Annotated in this window: 14 protein-coding genes; 8 read left to right on the top strand and 6 right to left on the bottom strand. The window is 71.7% G+C overall.

Annotated features, from left to right (window positions below; all coding sequences use genetic code 11):
• Position 1: 1 nt before the first annotated feature.
• From DT019_RS19785 to DT019_RS19775, 3 genes are all read left to right on the top strand, one after another.
• Positions 2-781: an ABC transporter permease gene (locus DT019_RS19785; protein ID WP_114038197.1), complete on the top strand. Its 780-nt coding sequence runs from the start codon at positions 2-4 to the stop codon at positions 779-781.
• A gap of 132 nt (positions 782-913) precedes the next feature.
• Complete coding sequence (locus tag DT019_RS19780; RefSeq protein ID WP_114038196.1) at positions 914-2,065, top strand: ABC transporter ATP-binding protein; 1,152 nt, start codon at positions 914-916, stop codon at positions 2,063-2,065.
• Positions 2,062-2,913, top strand: a complete 852-nt coding sequence (locus DT019_RS19775; protein ID WP_114038195.1) for an ABC transporter permease — start codon at positions 2,062-2,064, stop codon at positions 2,911-2,913. The genes DT019_RS19780 and DT019_RS19775 overlap by 4 nt, the downstream gene beginning before the upstream one ends.
• Positions 2,914-2,919: 6 nt before the next feature.
• Here DT019_RS19775 and DT019_RS19770 read toward each other — a convergent pair whose 3' ends face one another.
• Positions 2,920-3,252, bottom strand: coding sequence for an ATP/GTP-binding protein (locus DT019_RS19770; protein WP_114038194.1), 333 nt, complete (start codon positions 3,250-3,252; stop codon positions 2,920-2,922).
• Between the two features lie 216 nt (positions 3,253-3,468).
• On the opposite strand from DT019_RS19770, the gene DT019_RS19765 reads away from it, so the two are divergent.
• Positions 3,469-4,506 carry an LLM class flavin-dependent oxidoreductase gene (locus tag DT019_RS19765; protein WP_114038193.1) on the top strand — a complete coding sequence of 346 codons (1,038 nt, stop codon included), beginning with the start codon at positions 3,469-3,471 and terminating at the stop codon, positions 4,504-4,506.
• A 231-nt stretch (positions 4,507-4,737) separates the two neighbouring features.
• Here the strand turns inward: DT019_RS19765 and DT019_RS19760 are convergent, their stop codons facing one another.
• Entirely contained in the window at positions 4,738-5,130 is a 393-nt protein-coding gene (locus DT019_RS19760; protein WP_114038192.1) for an SCO5389 family protein, read from the bottom strand.
• Positions 5,131-5,358: 228 nt separating this feature from the next.
• Here DT019_RS19760 and nucS point away from each other — a divergent pair, with 228 nt between their 5' ends.
• Positions 5,359-6,030, top strand: a complete 672-nt coding sequence (gene nucS / locus DT019_RS19755; RefSeq protein ID WP_114038191.1) for an endonuclease NucS — start codon at positions 5,359-5,361, stop codon at positions 6,028-6,030.
• 74 nt (positions 6,031-6,104) lie between these two features.
• Here nucS and DT019_RS19750 read toward each other — a convergent pair whose 3' ends face one another.
• The 4 genes from DT019_RS19750 to DT019_RS19735 all read right to left on the bottom strand — a co-directional run bounded on the left by DT019_RS19750 (position 6,105) and on the right by DT019_RS19735 (position 11,085).
• The gene (locus tag DT019_RS19750; protein ID WP_114038190.1) at positions 6,105-8,696 is read right to left on the bottom strand and encodes an ATP-binding protein; all 2,592 of its coding nucleotides are present in this window, start codon (positions 8,694-8,696) and stop codon (positions 6,105-6,107) included.
• A gap of 249 nt (positions 8,697-8,945) precedes the next feature.
• Positions 8,946-9,269: an STAS domain-containing protein gene (locus DT019_RS19745; protein WP_114038189.1), complete on the bottom strand. Its 324-nt coding sequence runs from the start codon at positions 9,267-9,269 to the stop codon at positions 8,946-8,948.
• A gap of 135 nt (positions 9,270-9,404) precedes the next feature.
• Entirely contained in the window at positions 9,405-10,253 is an 849-nt protein-coding gene (locus DT019_RS19740) for a 3-hydroxyacyl-CoA dehydrogenase family protein (protein WP_114038188.1), read from the bottom strand.
• Positions 10,254-10,443: 190 nt separating this feature from the next.
• Positions 10,444-11,085: a TetR/AcrR family transcriptional regulator gene (locus DT019_RS19735; RefSeq protein WP_114038187.1), complete on the bottom strand. Its 642-nt coding sequence runs from the start codon at positions 11,083-11,085 to the stop codon at positions 10,444-10,446.
• Between the two features lie 82 nt (positions 11,086-11,167).
• Here DT019_RS19735 and DT019_RS19730 point away from each other — a divergent pair, with 82 nt between their 5' ends.
• From DT019_RS19730 to DT019_RS19720, 3 genes are read left to right on the top strand one after another with little or no spacing between them, the layout of a single operon-like run.
• A complete protein-coding gene (locus DT019_RS19730; protein ID WP_114038186.1) occupies positions 11,168-11,950 on the top strand; it encodes an ABC transporter ATP-binding protein in 783 nt (260 codons plus the stop codon).
• A gap of 9 nt (positions 11,951-11,959) precedes the next feature.
• Positions 11,960-12,721 carry an ABC transporter permease gene (locus DT019_RS19725; protein WP_114038185.1) on the top strand — a complete coding sequence of 254 codons (762 nt, stop codon included), beginning with the start codon at positions 11,960-11,962 and terminating at the stop codon, positions 12,719-12,721.
• A gap of 13 nt (positions 12,722-12,734) precedes the next feature.
• Positions 12,735-13,307, top strand: a complete 573-nt coding sequence (locus DT019_RS19720) for a cob(I)yrinic acid a,c-diamide adenosyltransferase (RefSeq protein ID WP_114038184.1) — start codon at positions 12,735-12,737, stop codon at positions 13,305-13,307.
• Positions 13,308-13,310 lie beyond the last annotated feature (3 nt).

The raw sequence follows: 13,310 nt of genomic DNA, 5'->3' as shown, positions 1-13,310 counted from the left end.
GATGGCATCGGTACCCGCGGTCCTCAAGTCCGAGTGGACCAAGATCCGTACGGTCTCCTCCACGACCTGGACGCTGGCCTGCGCTCTGATCGTCACGGTCGCGATCGGCGCGGCCCTGTGCGCGTTGATGAAGTCGCAGTTCGACGAACTCAAGCCGGCCGAGAGGCTGACCTTCGACCCGACGTTCATCAGCTTCTCCGGGATGATCCTGGGCCAGCTGGCGATGGTCGTCTTCGGAGTCCTGGTGGTGGGCACCGAGTACAGCTCGGGCATGATCCGCTCCTCGCTCGCCGCCGTGCCGCAGCGCGCCACCTTCCTGTTCTCCAAGCTCACCGTCGCGACCCTGCTCGCGCTGGTCGTGGGCATGGTGACCAGCTTCCTGTCCTTCTTCATCGGCCAGGCGCTGCTCGGCCCGCACCGCACCACCATCGGCGCGCCCAACGTGCTGCGCGCGGTCGTCGGCGCCGGGCTCTACATGGCGCTGATCGCGCTGTTCTCGATGGGCGTCGCCACGATGCTGCGCAGCTCGATGCTCTCGCTCGGCATCCTGATGCCGTTCTTCTTCCTGATCTCGCAGATCCTCTCGGCCGTACCCGGCGCCAAGGACGTGGCCCGCTACTTCCCCGACCGGGCCGGCTCGCAGATCATGCAGGTGGTCCCGGACGCCATGAACAGCGATCCGGCGCCGTACGGGCCCTGGGGCGGTCTGGGCATCATGGTGCTGTGGGTGGTCGCGGCGCTGGCGGGCGGATATCTCGTCCTGCACAAGCGGGACGCCTGACCGTAGCGAACCGGACACGACGACTTCGCCGGAACCGTCAAGGCCTGGATAAGCTCCTCACTCATACGGGGGCATGCCGGCCGTACGCCGGACACCGCCCCGACGACCCGAAACCGTCGATGGGGCTGGAGAATGATCGAGGCAGTCGGCCTGACGAAGCGCTACGGCGCCAAGACGGCCGTGCACAACCTTTCCTTTCAGGTGCGACCGGGCGCGGTCACCGGTTTCCTGGGGCCCAACGGCTCCGGCAAGTCCACGACGATGCGCATGATCCTCGGCCTGGACCAGCCCACCGCCGGGCACGTCACCATCGGCGGCCACCCCTTCCGCAGCCTCCCCAACGCCCCGCGCCAGGTCGGCGCCCTGCTCGACGCGAAGGCCGTGCACGGGGGCCGCAGCGCCCGCAACCACCTGCTCTCGCTCGCCCAGCTCTCGGGCATCCCGGCCCGCCGGGTGGACGAAGTGCTCGGCGTGGTCGGCCTCCAGGAGGTCGCGGGGCGGCGCTCCAAGGGGTTCTCGCTCGGCATGGGCCAGCGGCTCGGCATCGCGGCCGCGCTGCTCGGCGACCCGCAGGTGCTGCTCTTCGACGAGCCGGTCAACGGCCTCGACCCCGAGGGCATCCTGTGGGTGCGCAACCTGATGAAGCAGCTCGCCGCCGAGGGCCGCACCGTGTTCGTGTCCTCGCACCTGATGAGCGAGATGGCGCTGACCGCCGACCACCTCATCGTGATCGGCCGCGGCCAGCTGCTCGCGGACATGCGGATCGCCGACTTCATCTCGCACAACTCCGCCGACTTCGCCCGGGTGCGGACGCCAGCCACCGAGCCAGCGCAGCGCGAGAAGCTGAGCGCCGCGCTGACCGAGGCGGGCGGCCAGGTGCTGCCCGAGCCGGACGGCGCGCTGCGCGTGACGGGCCTCGCCCTGCCCCGCATCAGCGACGTGGCCCACGAGGCGGACGTACGGCTGTGGGAGCTCTCCCCGCACCAGGCCTCCCTGGAGGAGGCGTACATGCGGATGACGCAGGGGGCCGTCGACTACCGCTCGACGACCGACCAGAAGGCGGGCCTCCAGCCCGCCGTGCCGCCCGGGTACGCGCCGCCGCCGGTGATCCCCGAGGTGCCGCAGCAGGGCTGGTACGCCCCGCCGCCGCCCGGCCAGAACCCGTATGCGGCCGCGCCCCCGCAGGCCCCGGCCCCGTACGCCCCGCAGCCGCCCGCCGCTCCCCCGGTTCCGCAGGCCCCGGCCGCGCCTGCCGCCCCGACCACGCCCGAGGACGCCCGATGACCACCCCCTACCAGCAGCAGCCGCCCCTCCCGCAGGCGCCGGGCGGTCCGCTCGGCACCTACACCTCGCCGATCGCGGTGCGGCGGGCCACCTTCGCCGACGCGCTCGCCTCCGAGTGGACCAAGATCCGGTCGGTGCGTTCCACCATGTGGACGCTGGGTGTGCTGGTCGTGCTCCTGCTCGGCCTCGGGCTGCTCGCTGGCTTCGTGGTGCGCTCCAGCGACGCGCACATGGGCGACCAGTCGGTCCTGGTGCTCGGCTTCTACGGGGTGCTGCTCGGCATGATCTGCGTGATCACGCTCGGCGTGCTGACCATCGCGTCTGAGTACGGCACCGGCATGATCCGTACGACCCTGACGGCCTGCCCGAGCCGGGCGCGGATCCTGGCCGCCAAGTCGGTCGTCTTCTTCCTGCTCTCGTTCGTCATCGTGACGGCCATGACGGCGCTGGTCGCGGCCATCCAGACGGCGATGGTGCCGAGCGCGGCGACGCCGAGCGGCGGCGAGTGGCTGCGGGCCACCGTCGGGGTCGGCCTCTACGTCGCGATGCTCGGGCTGCTCTCGCTCGCGGTGGGCGCGCTCATCCGGCACTCCGCGGGCTCGATCACGATCATGATCGGCTTGGTGCTGCTGCCGCTGGTGCTGGCCCTGTTCATGTTCACCGAGTCACTGCGCGACGTGCGCGACTTCCTCATGGAGTACTCGATCCCGAGCCAGCTGAGCGCCCTGTACGGAGCCTCGGTCTCCAACTCCGGGCCCAGCGGCTGGGACCCGCTGTGGATCATCACCGGGATCACCGCCGTGGCCCTCGGCGGCGCGTTCCTCTCGCTCAACTCCCGGGACGTGTGAGGGCGTTCAGTACCGCGGCGCGTTCCTGGACCGCTGCACCCTCGTGGTGCGGCGGTCCTTCGCGTTCCAGCACGCCTTGTGCCAGTGCCGGCGCTCGTCGACGCCCCCGTACTCGGGCCAGGCCACCAAGTGCGGGGCGCCGGAGGGGATCTCCTGGTCGCACCCGGGGCAGCGGTACCGCTTGCCGGCGGCACTGGCCCCCGCCACATGCCGGACCGACCACTCCTCGCCCTGCCAGGACTCGGTGCCCTGCAGACCGAAGCGGTCGCCGCCCTCCGTCCGGTGCTCGGACTCGGTCGGCTTCTCGCCGCCCTTGGGGCGGTTGCGGCGCGGGGACACGTAGACACCTCACGGGGCGGGGCGGACGTTTCTCTCCAGCCTAGGCCCCCGCCGTCCGGGTACCCGCCCGGGTAGGGCGTGCCAGAGTCACCCTTTAGAGGGACTCTTAGCGGACAATCGCAAGAAGTTGGCGCCTGGCCGTGCCTTTGGCACTTGTCAGACGTTCTTGCCAGTAAGAGGGGGAGAGCCGCGTCGGCCGCAAGGAGGCAGAAGGCGATGCGTGTGGGCACTTTTGTACTGGCAGCCCAGTTTCCGGGCCAGGGGCAGGGAGAAACGCTCCATCGTGCGGTCAGGTCCGCCGAGGTGGCCGAGGAAGCCGGGCTGGACTCGGTGTGGCTGGCCGAACACCACTTCGTACCGTACGGCGTGTGCCCGTCCGCGGTGACGCTGGCCGCGTTGTTGCTCGGGCGTACGCGGCGGATCGGAGTCGGCACCGCGGTCACCGTGCTGCCGACCGCGCACCCGGTGGCGGTCGGCGAACAGGCCGCGCTGCTGCACCTCGCTTCCGGCGGGCGGTTCACGCTCGGCGTCGGGCGGGGCGGACCCTGGGTCGACCTGGAGGTGTTCGGCTCCGGACTGAAGGCGTACGAGCAGGGCTTCCCGGAAGCCCTGGACCTGCTCCTGCGCTGGCTGCGCGAACCCCGCGTGGCCGGTCAGGGGGAACGATTCGCCTTCCGGGAGGTCGCCGTCGTGCCGCGGCCCGACGAGATCCTGGGCGGCGGGCCCGAGGACGCCTGTCCCGAGGTCGTCGTGGCCTGCACCTCGCCGGGCAGCGTCAAGCTGGCCGCGGCGCGCGGGCTGCCGATGCTGCTCGGGATGCACTGCGGCGACGAGGAGAAGGCCGAGATGGTCGGGCTGTGGCGCCGCGAGGCGCTCGCGGCGGGCCACCCGCCGGAGAGGGTCGCGGCCGCGGGCCATGTGTCGGCCGGGGTCGCCCAGATCGCCGACCGCCGGGCCGGCGCCGCGGAGACCCTGCTGAAGTCGATGCCGGGCTGGCTGAAGCAGGGCCTCGAAGCCCATGTGACGGTCGACGGCCGCCATCGCGCGATGCGGGACCCGGTGGCGTACACCGAGCTGCTCTGCGGCCTGCACCCGGTGGGCACCCCGCGCCTGGCCGCGGACCGGCTGGCGGCCACGTCCGAGCGCACCGGCATCACCCGCTTCGCCCTCCTGGTCGAGGGCTCGGGCGACCTGGCCGCGACGGAGGAGAACGTACGCAGGCTGGGCACGGAGGTACTGCCGCTGCTGACGTAGGAAACCCGGCGGACGGGAACGAGCCCCCCGGTGCGCGAGGAGCGGGGCCCGGGGCCGAGCCCGTGCGGGCGCGTACAAGGCCGGAAATCCCTCTGGACACGGCGGACCGGGCAGGGCGGAGGGGCCGGGGCGGAACCCCGTGAAAAGGGGGGCCCGGTGAGTCGGGCCCCCCAAGGTGCCGCCGCCTCGCGTCAGTTGCACCTCCCGCGACACGGCGCGACGGCGAAGACGTCAGCAGTCCCGAAGCTCCGGAGACTGGTTGAGCAGCTGACCCCTGATCGAGGTGAAGCGGGCGAGCCGCTCATCGGATGAGGAGTCCAGAGGGAACACCGCGACACGGTGGCAGTTCTGGAACGCCAGGCGGACACCGAAGTGCCGCTGGAGAGCACCGCGGATGGCGTCACTCGCAAGGGCCCGCAGCAGCTGGCCGCGTGCCTGCTCGTCCGGCGGTGGCGTCTGGTTGTCGGCGAACTCTCCGCCGTCGACCTTCAGCTGGGCCACCAGAGAGCTGATCATCTCCCACGCGTAGGGCAGGGAGGTCCGGACGCAGTCGACGAAGGCGGCTTCGTCGACCTCGCCTCGCTCGGCCTGTTCGAGTAGGGCCGGTGAGACGTCGAGCGACATGGTTTCTCCTCTCGCGACCCCGGGGAGCGGGGCCTTACGGGCAGGGAAAGGGAGCATGACGGCCGTCTCTCCCGACAACGCAGCGTGCGCGGCCGACAACCTCCCGCTTCCACGGTAGGCGCGATGTCCGGCCCGTGGCAGGTACTTGGCACGTAACCGGCCAATAACGAACAGTGCACTCCAGGGCGAATCGCGTTCGGCGGGGGGATTCGAGTAGCGTTGCCCACCATGCGTCTCGTCATCGCCCGCTGCTCCGTCGACTACGCGGGCCGGCTCACCGCCCACCTTCCGTCCGCCCCCCGTCTCATCCTGGTGAAGGCGGACGGCAGCGTCTCCATTCACGCTGACGACCGGGCCTACAAGCCCCTCAACTGGATGTCCCCGCCGTGCACCCTCAAGGAGGGCTCGGGGGACGATGAGGGCGTCTGGACCGTCATCAACAAGGCGGGCGAGAAGCTCATCATCACGATGGAGGAGGTCATCCACGACTCCTCGCACGAACTCGGCGTAGACCCTGGCCTGATCAAGGACGGCGTGGAAGCGCACCTCCAGGAGCTGCTCGCCGATCGGATCGAGACGCTGGGCGACGGTTACACCCTGATCCGCCGCGAATACCCCACGGCCATCGGCCCGGTGGACATCCTGTGCCGCGACGGCGACGGCAGGACGGTCGCGATCGAGATCAAGCGCCGCGGCGAGATCGACGGTGTCGAGCAGCTGACCCGCTATCTGGAGCTGCTCAACCGCGACCCGCACCTCGCCCCGGTCCAGGGCGTCTTCGCGGCCCAGGAGATCAAGCCCCAGGCCCGCGTGCTCGCCACCGACCGCGGCATCGGCTGCGTGGTGCTCGACTACGACGCCCTGCGCGGCATCGAGGACGACAAGCTCCGCCTGTTCTGACCGGCGGCCGTAGCGGTACGTACGAGAAGGGGCCCGCAGAGTGCTGCGGGCCCCTTCTCGTGCTGTACGGGGTCTTACGCGGGCCCGGCGGCGACCGGGGGTTTCGTCGAGGTCACCGGGGCGCTCCTGCTGGGGTTCGACGTCGTGGGCGGCTTGGAGCCGGCCGGCGCGCTGGACGTCGGGGTCTTGGAGGCCGGGCCCGAAGGTGGCGGCGGCTTGGTGGAGGGCGGGGGCGGGCCGCTGCCCCCGCTGCTCGCCGGGGACGACGGCGTGGTCGGCGTCGAGGGAGTCGCGGTCGAGGGGCTCGGCTTCGTCGGCGGCGTGGGCGGTGTCGGGTGCGACGGCTTGCCCGGGTTGGAGGGCTTGCCCGACGGGGACGACTTCGTCGGGCCCGTGGTCGGCCCGGTGGTCGGGTGGCCCGTGGCGCTCGGACTGCCGCTGTCGCCCGGGACCGGCTGCCCGGAGGCGCCGGGCCTGCCGGACGCGGACCTGCTCGGGGTCGAGCCGCCGCCCTTGTGGCCGCCCGGCTTGCCGCTGCTGCCGGGGTTGTTGGGGTCGGCGTCCAGGCCGCCGCTGCCGTCGTCCTCGTTGGCCGACTGCTGCTGCTTGACGTGGTCGCCCTGGCCGTCGCCGTTGTGGTTGGAGGTCGCGCCGAGGGTGACCACCGTGCCGAGCACGGCGGCGAGCAGCGCGCCGGCGCCGGCCGCGACGAGGTTGCGCCGGGCGCCCCCGAACAGCGCGCGCCGCGCCTTGGGCATGGCGCCGCCCACCGGGGTGTCCCGCCGGGTGATCAACGTGGGCCCGGCGTCCGGGAGTTGGGCCGTCACGGCGACTGCGGGAACGCCCCCGGGCGGCGACTGGGACTCCTCGTAGCGGGCCGCGGGCACTTCCTCCCCGGAGGGGGTGCGTCCGCCCGGCAGGAGGCCGCCGGAGCGGTCCTCGACCAGCGCGAGGGCGCGGCGTCCGGCGACGGTGCCGCGCTTGTCGGCGAGCGCGCCGCGCAGCCCGATGGAGGCCTCCAGCTCGGCGCGGGCCCGGTCCAGGCCGCCGTTGCAGAGGGCGAGCACCCCCAACTCGTGGTGGAAGTACGCCTCTTCGGCCACCTCGCCGGTCAGCCGGGCCGCCTCGGAGCCCACCCGCAGCGTCCGCTCCCAGGCGCCCCAGTGCAGCCCCGCGGCGAAGACGGGCGCCGCGGTGCGGGCCAGCTTCACCGCGGTCGCGGGGTGTTCGGTCGCCGCGTCGCCGGGCACGAGCGCGCTCATCGAGGCGAGCACCGCGTCGGCCTCGGCGACGGCCCGCTCGGGGGTGACCGAGGGGTGGCCGGTCCACCAGGTGTAGTGCTGGGCGGCGGTGTGGGCCCGCTCGGCGGCGTCGGTGGCGTACCCGGCGCTCTCCAGCTGGGTCAGGACGCCCGCGGCCAGGCGGTAGCGGGAGCCGACCGGGGACAGCAGCCCGCTGTCGAGGAGTTCACCGAGGGCGGCGTCGGCGTGGGTGTCGCCGATCAGCGCGGGCAGGTGCGCCTGGTGCGGCACCTCGCCGCCGAGCGCGACGGCGAACCGCAGGGTGGCCCGGGCGGACTCGCTCAGCCGGGAGGCGAGCAGGGCCGCGGGGGCCGCGCCCTCGCCGAGCGTGGGCAGCGGTATCTCGCGGCCCTCGCCCGAGAACACCGAGGCCTCGGCGGGCTCGTCCAGCGGAAAGCCGTACGGATCAAGGGAGTTGGGCTCCCCGCGCAGGTGGTCGCGCTGGCGCAGCAGGGCGCCCGCCTGGACGAAGCGCAGGGGCAGGCCCTCGGACTCGAACCAGAGGTCGCCGGCCCAGTTGGCCTCCTCGTCGGTCAGCGCCCGGTCGACCGCCTGCTCCAGGAGTTCGAGCGAGGCGCTGCGGCCGAGGCCGGACAGGAAGACCTCTTCGACGTGCGACTCGGAGTGCGGGGCCTGGACGTCGGGGGTGGCGGCGAGCAGATAGGCGCACTCGGGCGTGGCCATGAGCAGTTCTTCGAGGGTGGCCCCGCCGAATTCGAGATCGTCGAGCACCACGACGGCGCCGATCTCGTGGACCCGCTCCAGGAGCGTGGCCCGATCGGGCCGGTGCAGCGGCGTGTGGAAGACCGTGGCGTACAGCTCGTGCAGGAGCTCGGTGGGGGTGCGGCGGTGGCCCGACAGGCGTACGACGCCGTCGGGTGCGAGCTCGGCGCAGTCACCGGCGACCGCGTCGAGCAGGGCGCTGCGCCCGGACCCCGCGGGGCCGGTGAGCCGCACGGAGCGGCCGCGGCCGAGGAGGCGCACCAGCCGGGCGCGCTCCTCCTGCCGCTCCAGGAGGGCGGGGGTGGACGCCATCAGGCCGGGTGGCAGCGGCGGCCGGGCGGCTCTCTCGTTCTCGGCCCGCTCGGCGGGGCCGCGCCGCACCGCGCGACCGGGTATCTCTCCCGGCGGGCAGTTCTCGATCTCGCTGCCGTCGACCGGATTGACCGTCAGCAGGAAGTCGCCCGCGACGAGCTGGACGGTGCGGGCGAGTCCGGCCGCGCGCTGTCCGAAGTCGGGTGTGCCGGGCTCCCTGTCGCGCGAGGGGCGCTGCGGTCCGGCGCCCGGTTCCGCGTGTGCGCCCGCAACGCCGACCGTGTCGTCGGCATGGTTGAACTCTTCCGGTCCCCGGCTCATCGGGTCCATGGTGAAAGCCCCCCAGATGCGTGGTGCGTAAGGAATGCCCCTCCCGGCCCTTACGCACTTCGCTCTTCGCTGTCGCTTCTGGTCCGGTGCCCGCCTGTGGGTTCGTCGATCGGCGGGAAGCCGAACCCTAGACCTCCGGACAGTATCTACGAACAGGCGGGGTGCCGCCCCGCCCAAGACGTCACAGTCTCGTGAGGATTGCGCGCGGAGTCCGATTCCCGCACTCCTGTCACAACACCTCCCGGGCTTCTACACGCGGGGCAGGGCCTCCGCCGCGATGCCGCCCTCGATCGCGAGGATGCGGTGCAGCCGGGTGGCGACCAGGAGCCGCTGCATCTGGGGCGGCACGCCGCGCAGCACGAGGCGCCGGCCGCACCGCCCGGCCCGGCGGTGGGCCCCCATGATGACGCCGAGTCCGGTGGCGTCCCACGAGTCCAGTTCGGTGAGGTCGAGCACGAGGTCCCCGGCCCCGTCGTCGACCGCCGAGTGCAGGGCCGTACGGGCGTCCGCCGCGCTGCGGACGTCGAGGCGGCCCCCGACGACCAGCTCGACGTGGTCGCCCCTGATGTGCATATGCGCTCCCGAGAGTGCTCTGGCTTTCGACAACCGACTCAACAACTGACTGCCCCACGGCCACAGAAGTTGCCGCCCGTGAGCGAACCGATACCTAATTCACCCCTTGGAGTGAGGCTTCGGGCTGCCGGCGGCTCAGTGCTTGTAGAAGCCCTGCCCGCTCTTGCGGCCGATGTCACCCGCGTCCACCATCCGGCGCATCAGCTCCGGCGGGGCGAACTTCTCGTCCTGGGACTCCGTGTAGATGTTGCTGGTGGCGTGCAGCAGGATGTCGACGCCGGTGAGGTCGGCGGTGGCGAGCGGGCCCATCGCGTGACCGAAGCCCAGCTTGCAGGCGAGGTCGATGTCCTCGGCGGTGGCCACGCCCGACTCGTACAGCTTGGCCGCCTCGACGACGAGCGCCGAGATGAGGCGGGTGGTGACGAAGCCGGCCACGTCGCGGTTGACCACGATGCAGGTCTTGCCGACCGACTCGGCGAACTCCCGCGCGGTGGCGAGGGTTTCGTCGCTGGTCTTGTAGCCGCGCACCAGCTCGCACAGCTGCATCATCGGGACCGGCGAGAAGAAGTGGACGCCGACGACCCGCTCGGGGTTCTCGGTGGCCGCCGCGATCTTGGTGATCGGGATGGCGGAGGTGTTGGAGGCGAGCACGGTGTCCGCGCGCACGATCTTGTCGAGCGTGCGGAAGATCTCGTGCTTGACCTCCAGCTTCTCGAAGACGGCCTCGACGACGATGTCGGCGTCGGCGACCGCGTCCAGATCGGTCGTCGTGGTGATGCGGGCGAGCGCGGTCTCGGCGTCCTCGGCGGCCAGCCTGCCCTTGCTCACGAACCGGTCGTACGAGGCCTTGATGCCGTCGGTGCCCCGGGTGAGGGCCTCGTCGGTGACGTCGCGCAGGACGACGTCCCAGCCCGCCTGGGCCGAGACCTGCGCGATACCGGACCCCATGAGTCCGGCTCCGATGACGGCGAGCTTCCTGGCCACGACACTTCCCTCCAACAGGTTTCCACCCAAGCCTTCTTGGCGGAGGCTATCGGCCGGGCGGCCTTCTGGGAGCGCTTAGAGATGCGCGTCACGCCCACCCGTCTCCCGACCGCCGCCCCTTTACGAGGCTCTTCGAGCCGCCGGCGCCTCTTTTCATGACGGACATCACACGGACGGCGTGAGGTGGGTCTCAGCGGGCGCCTCGTACGGCGTAGTTGAGCACCTTGTCCCCCAGGAGACCCTCCATCTCGTCGATCAGGACGAGGACCTCGCGGGAGACCACCGCGGGGTCGCGGCCGGCCATCATCGCGCGGTCGATGGCGGACATCGCGGTCTGGTGGAGCCAGTTGATCTGCCCGGCGACGAGGGAGGGCAGCGGCTCCTCGGGGGGTGCGCCGACCTCCTCGCGCAGGGTCGCGTCGAGGCTCTCCAGGACCTCCTGGCCCACCGCCCACAGCCGGGCCTTCAGGGCGGGTGAGCCGTGGATGACGGTCATGAACCGGCTGTAGCCCTCCATCAGGCCGACCCGGGGCGAGACCGACTCGACCTCCGCGCGCAGCTCCCGCAGCACCGCCTCGGCGGCCGACTCCCCCTCGTCGCGGCCGCGCACCCAGCGCGAGAGCCGGTCGACGACGCCCCTGCTGCGGTCGAGGAACAGGTCCTCCTTGGCCGGGAAGTAGTTGTAGACGGTGTTCACCGAGACGTCGGCCACCTCGGCGATCTCGGCGATCGTCACCGCCTCGAAGCCGCGCTCCATGAAGAGCCCGGTCGCCAGGTCCGAGATCCGCTGCCTGGTCTCGCGCTTCTTCCGCTCCCTGAGCCCTTCTGCCATGGCGCCAGCCTAGGCGATGCTCTGCACTCCCTTAAAATTTGGAGCCATTGCAAAATTTAAGAGACTCTGTTTTTCTGGGGTCATGGCAATCATCAGCACGGCCGGGCTCACCCGGACCTTCCTGAGCAAGAACGGCCCGGTCGAGGCGGTGCGCGGCATCGACCTGACGGTGCGGGCCGGCGAGATCCTCGGCTTCCTCGGCCCCAACGGCGCGGGCAAGACCACCACGCTGCGGATGCTCACCACCCTGCTCCCGCCGACCGGCGGCGCGGCGACCGTGGCGGGCCACGACCTGCTGCGGGAACCGGCCGCGGTACGGCGGGCCTGCGGTTACGTCGCCCAGTCCGGCGGCGTCGACCCCAACGTCTCCGTACGCGAGGAGCTGGTCACCCAGGGCCGCCTCTACCGGCTCACCAAGGCCCAAGCCTCCCTGCGCGCAAGGGAGTTGGCGAACGAGCTCGGCCTCGGCGAGCTCCTGGAACGCAGGACGGCCACGCTCTCCGGAGGCCAGCGGCGGCGGCTCGACATCGCGATGGGCCTGATGCACCGGCCCGCGGTGCTCTTCCTGGACGAGCCGACCACCGGCCTCGACCCGGGCAGCCGGGCCGACCTGTGGGACCTGGTGCGCCGGATCCGCGCCGACCACGGCACCACCGTCCTGCTCACCACCCACTACCTCGACGAGGCCGACGCCCTCGCCGACCGCCTCGTGATCGTCGACCGGGGCGTGATCGCGGCCGAGGGCACCCCCGCCGACCTCAAGACCCGGTACGCGGGCGGTCCGGACGCCTCGCTCCAGGACGCCTTCCTCGCCATCACCGGGCGCGGCGCCGCGCCGCGGGAAACCGCCCCCGTAGCCGTCTAGGACTCCCCCATGACCATCTCACCGCTGCTCTCCGACACCGCGCTGATCTTCGGCAGGTACGCCCGCCAGACGCTGCGCTCGAAGTTCCAGATCCTCTTCGGCGTCCTGATGCCGCTGCTCTACCTGCTCTTCTTCGGTCCGCTCCTGACCGGCATGCCGCTCGGCTCGCACGGCAGCTCCTGGCAGGTCCTGGTGCCGGGCCTGCTGCTCCAACTCGCCCTGTTCGGGGCCTCGTTCGCGGGCTTCTCGATCATCATCGAGAACGGCTGGGGCGTCGTGGAGCGCATGCGCGTCACCCCCGTCTCCCGCCTGGCCCTGCTGCTCGGCCGGGTCCTGCGGGACGCCGCACTGTTCGTCTTCCAGGCCGTGCTGCTCGTGCTCGCCGCGCTGGTGATGGGTCTGCGCGCGCCGCTCGCGGGGGTCCTGATCGGCTTCGCCTTCGTGGCGCTCCTGACCCTGTCGCTGGCCTCCCTCTCGTACGCGCTCGCCATGAAGGTGCGCACCCCGCAGGCATTCGGCCCGGCGGTCAACACCATGACCATGCCGTCGATGCTGCTGTCCGGGCTGATGCTGCCCATGACACTCGCGCCGGGCTGGCTGAACGTGCTGTCCCACTTCATGCCGTTCCGCTATCTGGTGGACGCGGTGCGGTCGGCGTATCTCGGGGCCTACACCACCTCGACCATGCTGTACGGGGGCCTGGTGGCGGTCGGTTTCGCGGTGCTCGCCGTGACGGTGGGCACACGCGTCTTCCGCACGGCCGGAGCGTAACTACTCTGGCCGCATGGTCAATCTGACGCGCATCTACACCCGCACCGGCGACCAGGGCACGACCGCCCTCGGCGACATGAGCCGGACCGCCAAGACCGATCTGCGGATCTCGGCGTACGCCGACGCCAACGAGGCCAATGCCGTGATCGGTACGGCCATCGCGCTCGGGCAGCTGTCCGAGGAGGTCGTGAAGGTGCTGGTCCGGGTCCAGAACGACCTGTTCGACGTGGGCGCGGACCTCGCCACGCCGGTCGTCGAGAACCCGGAGTACCCGCCGCTGCGGGTCGAGCAGTCCTACGTCGACAAGCTGGAGGCGGACTGCGACCGCTTCCTGGAGGAGCTCGACAAGCTCCGCAGCTTCATCCTGCCGGGCGGCACACCCGGCGCGGCCCTGCTCCACCAGGCGTGCACGGTGGTGCGGCGGGCGGAGCGCTCCACGTGGGCGGCGCTGGAGGTGCACGCGGACGTCATGAACCCCCTGACGGCCACGTACCTCAACCGCCTCTCCGACCTCCTGTTCATCCTGGCCCGAACGGCCAACAAGGAGGTGGGGGATGTGTTGTGGGTGCCTGGGGGTGAGAGGTAGGTC

Origin of the sequence: Streptomyces sp. SDr-06 (assembly GCF_003324565.1) — a bacterium.
Classification (GTDB): domain Bacteria; phylum Actinomycetota; class Actinomycetes; order Streptomycetales; family Streptomycetaceae; genus Streptomyces.
Note: the sequence above shows the minus strand (reverse complement) of the source record. Positions and strands in the feature narration are given on the sequence as shown.

Excerpts from the sequence above, each read along its gene's own strand:
- DT019_RS19785 (WP_114038197.1), top strand. The coding sequence starts at position 2 with ATGGCATCGGTACCCGCGGTCCTCAAGTCCGAGTGGACCAAGATCCGT.
- DT019_RS19780 (WP_114038196.1), top strand. The coding sequence starts at position 914 with ATGATCGAGGCAGTCGGCCTGACGAAGCGCTACGGCGCCAAGACGGCC.
- DT019_RS19775 (WP_114038195.1), top strand. The coding sequence starts at position 2,062 with ATGACCACCCCCTACCAGCAGCAGCCGCCCCTCCCGCAGGCGCCGGGC.
- DT019_RS19765 (WP_114038193.1), top strand. The coding sequence starts at position 3,469 with ATGCGTGTGGGCACTTTTGTACTGGCAGCCCAGTTTCCGGGCCAGGGG.
- DT019_RS19760 (WP_114038192.1), bottom strand. The coding sequence starts at position 5,130 with ATGTCGCTCGACGTCTCACCGGCCCTACTCGAACAGGCCGAGCGAGGC.
- nucS (WP_114038191.1), top strand. The coding sequence starts at position 5,359 with ATGCGTCTCGTCATCGCCCGCTGCTCCGTCGACTACGCGGGCCGGCTC.
- DT019_RS19750 (WP_114038190.1), bottom strand. The coding sequence starts at position 8,696 with ATGGACCCGATGAGCCGGGGACCGGAAGAGTTCAACCATGCCGACGAC.
- DT019_RS19745 (WP_114038189.1), bottom strand. The coding sequence starts at position 9,269 with ATGCACATCAGGGGCGACCACGTCGAGCTGGTCGTCGGGGGCCGCCTC.
- DT019_RS19735 (WP_114038187.1), bottom strand. The coding sequence starts at position 11,085 with ATGGCAGAAGGGCTCAGGGAGCGGAAGAAGCGCGAGACCAGGCAGCGG.
- DT019_RS19730 (WP_114038186.1), top strand. The coding sequence starts at position 11,168 with ATGGCAATCATCAGCACGGCCGGGCTCACCCGGACCTTCCTGAGCAAG.
- DT019_RS19725 (WP_114038185.1), top strand. The coding sequence starts at position 11,960 with ATGACCATCTCACCGCTGCTCTCCGACACCGCGCTGATCTTCGGCAGG.
- DT019_RS19720 (WP_114038184.1), top strand. The coding sequence starts at position 12,735 with ATGGTCAATCTGACGCGCATCTACACCCGCACCGGCGACCAGGGCACG.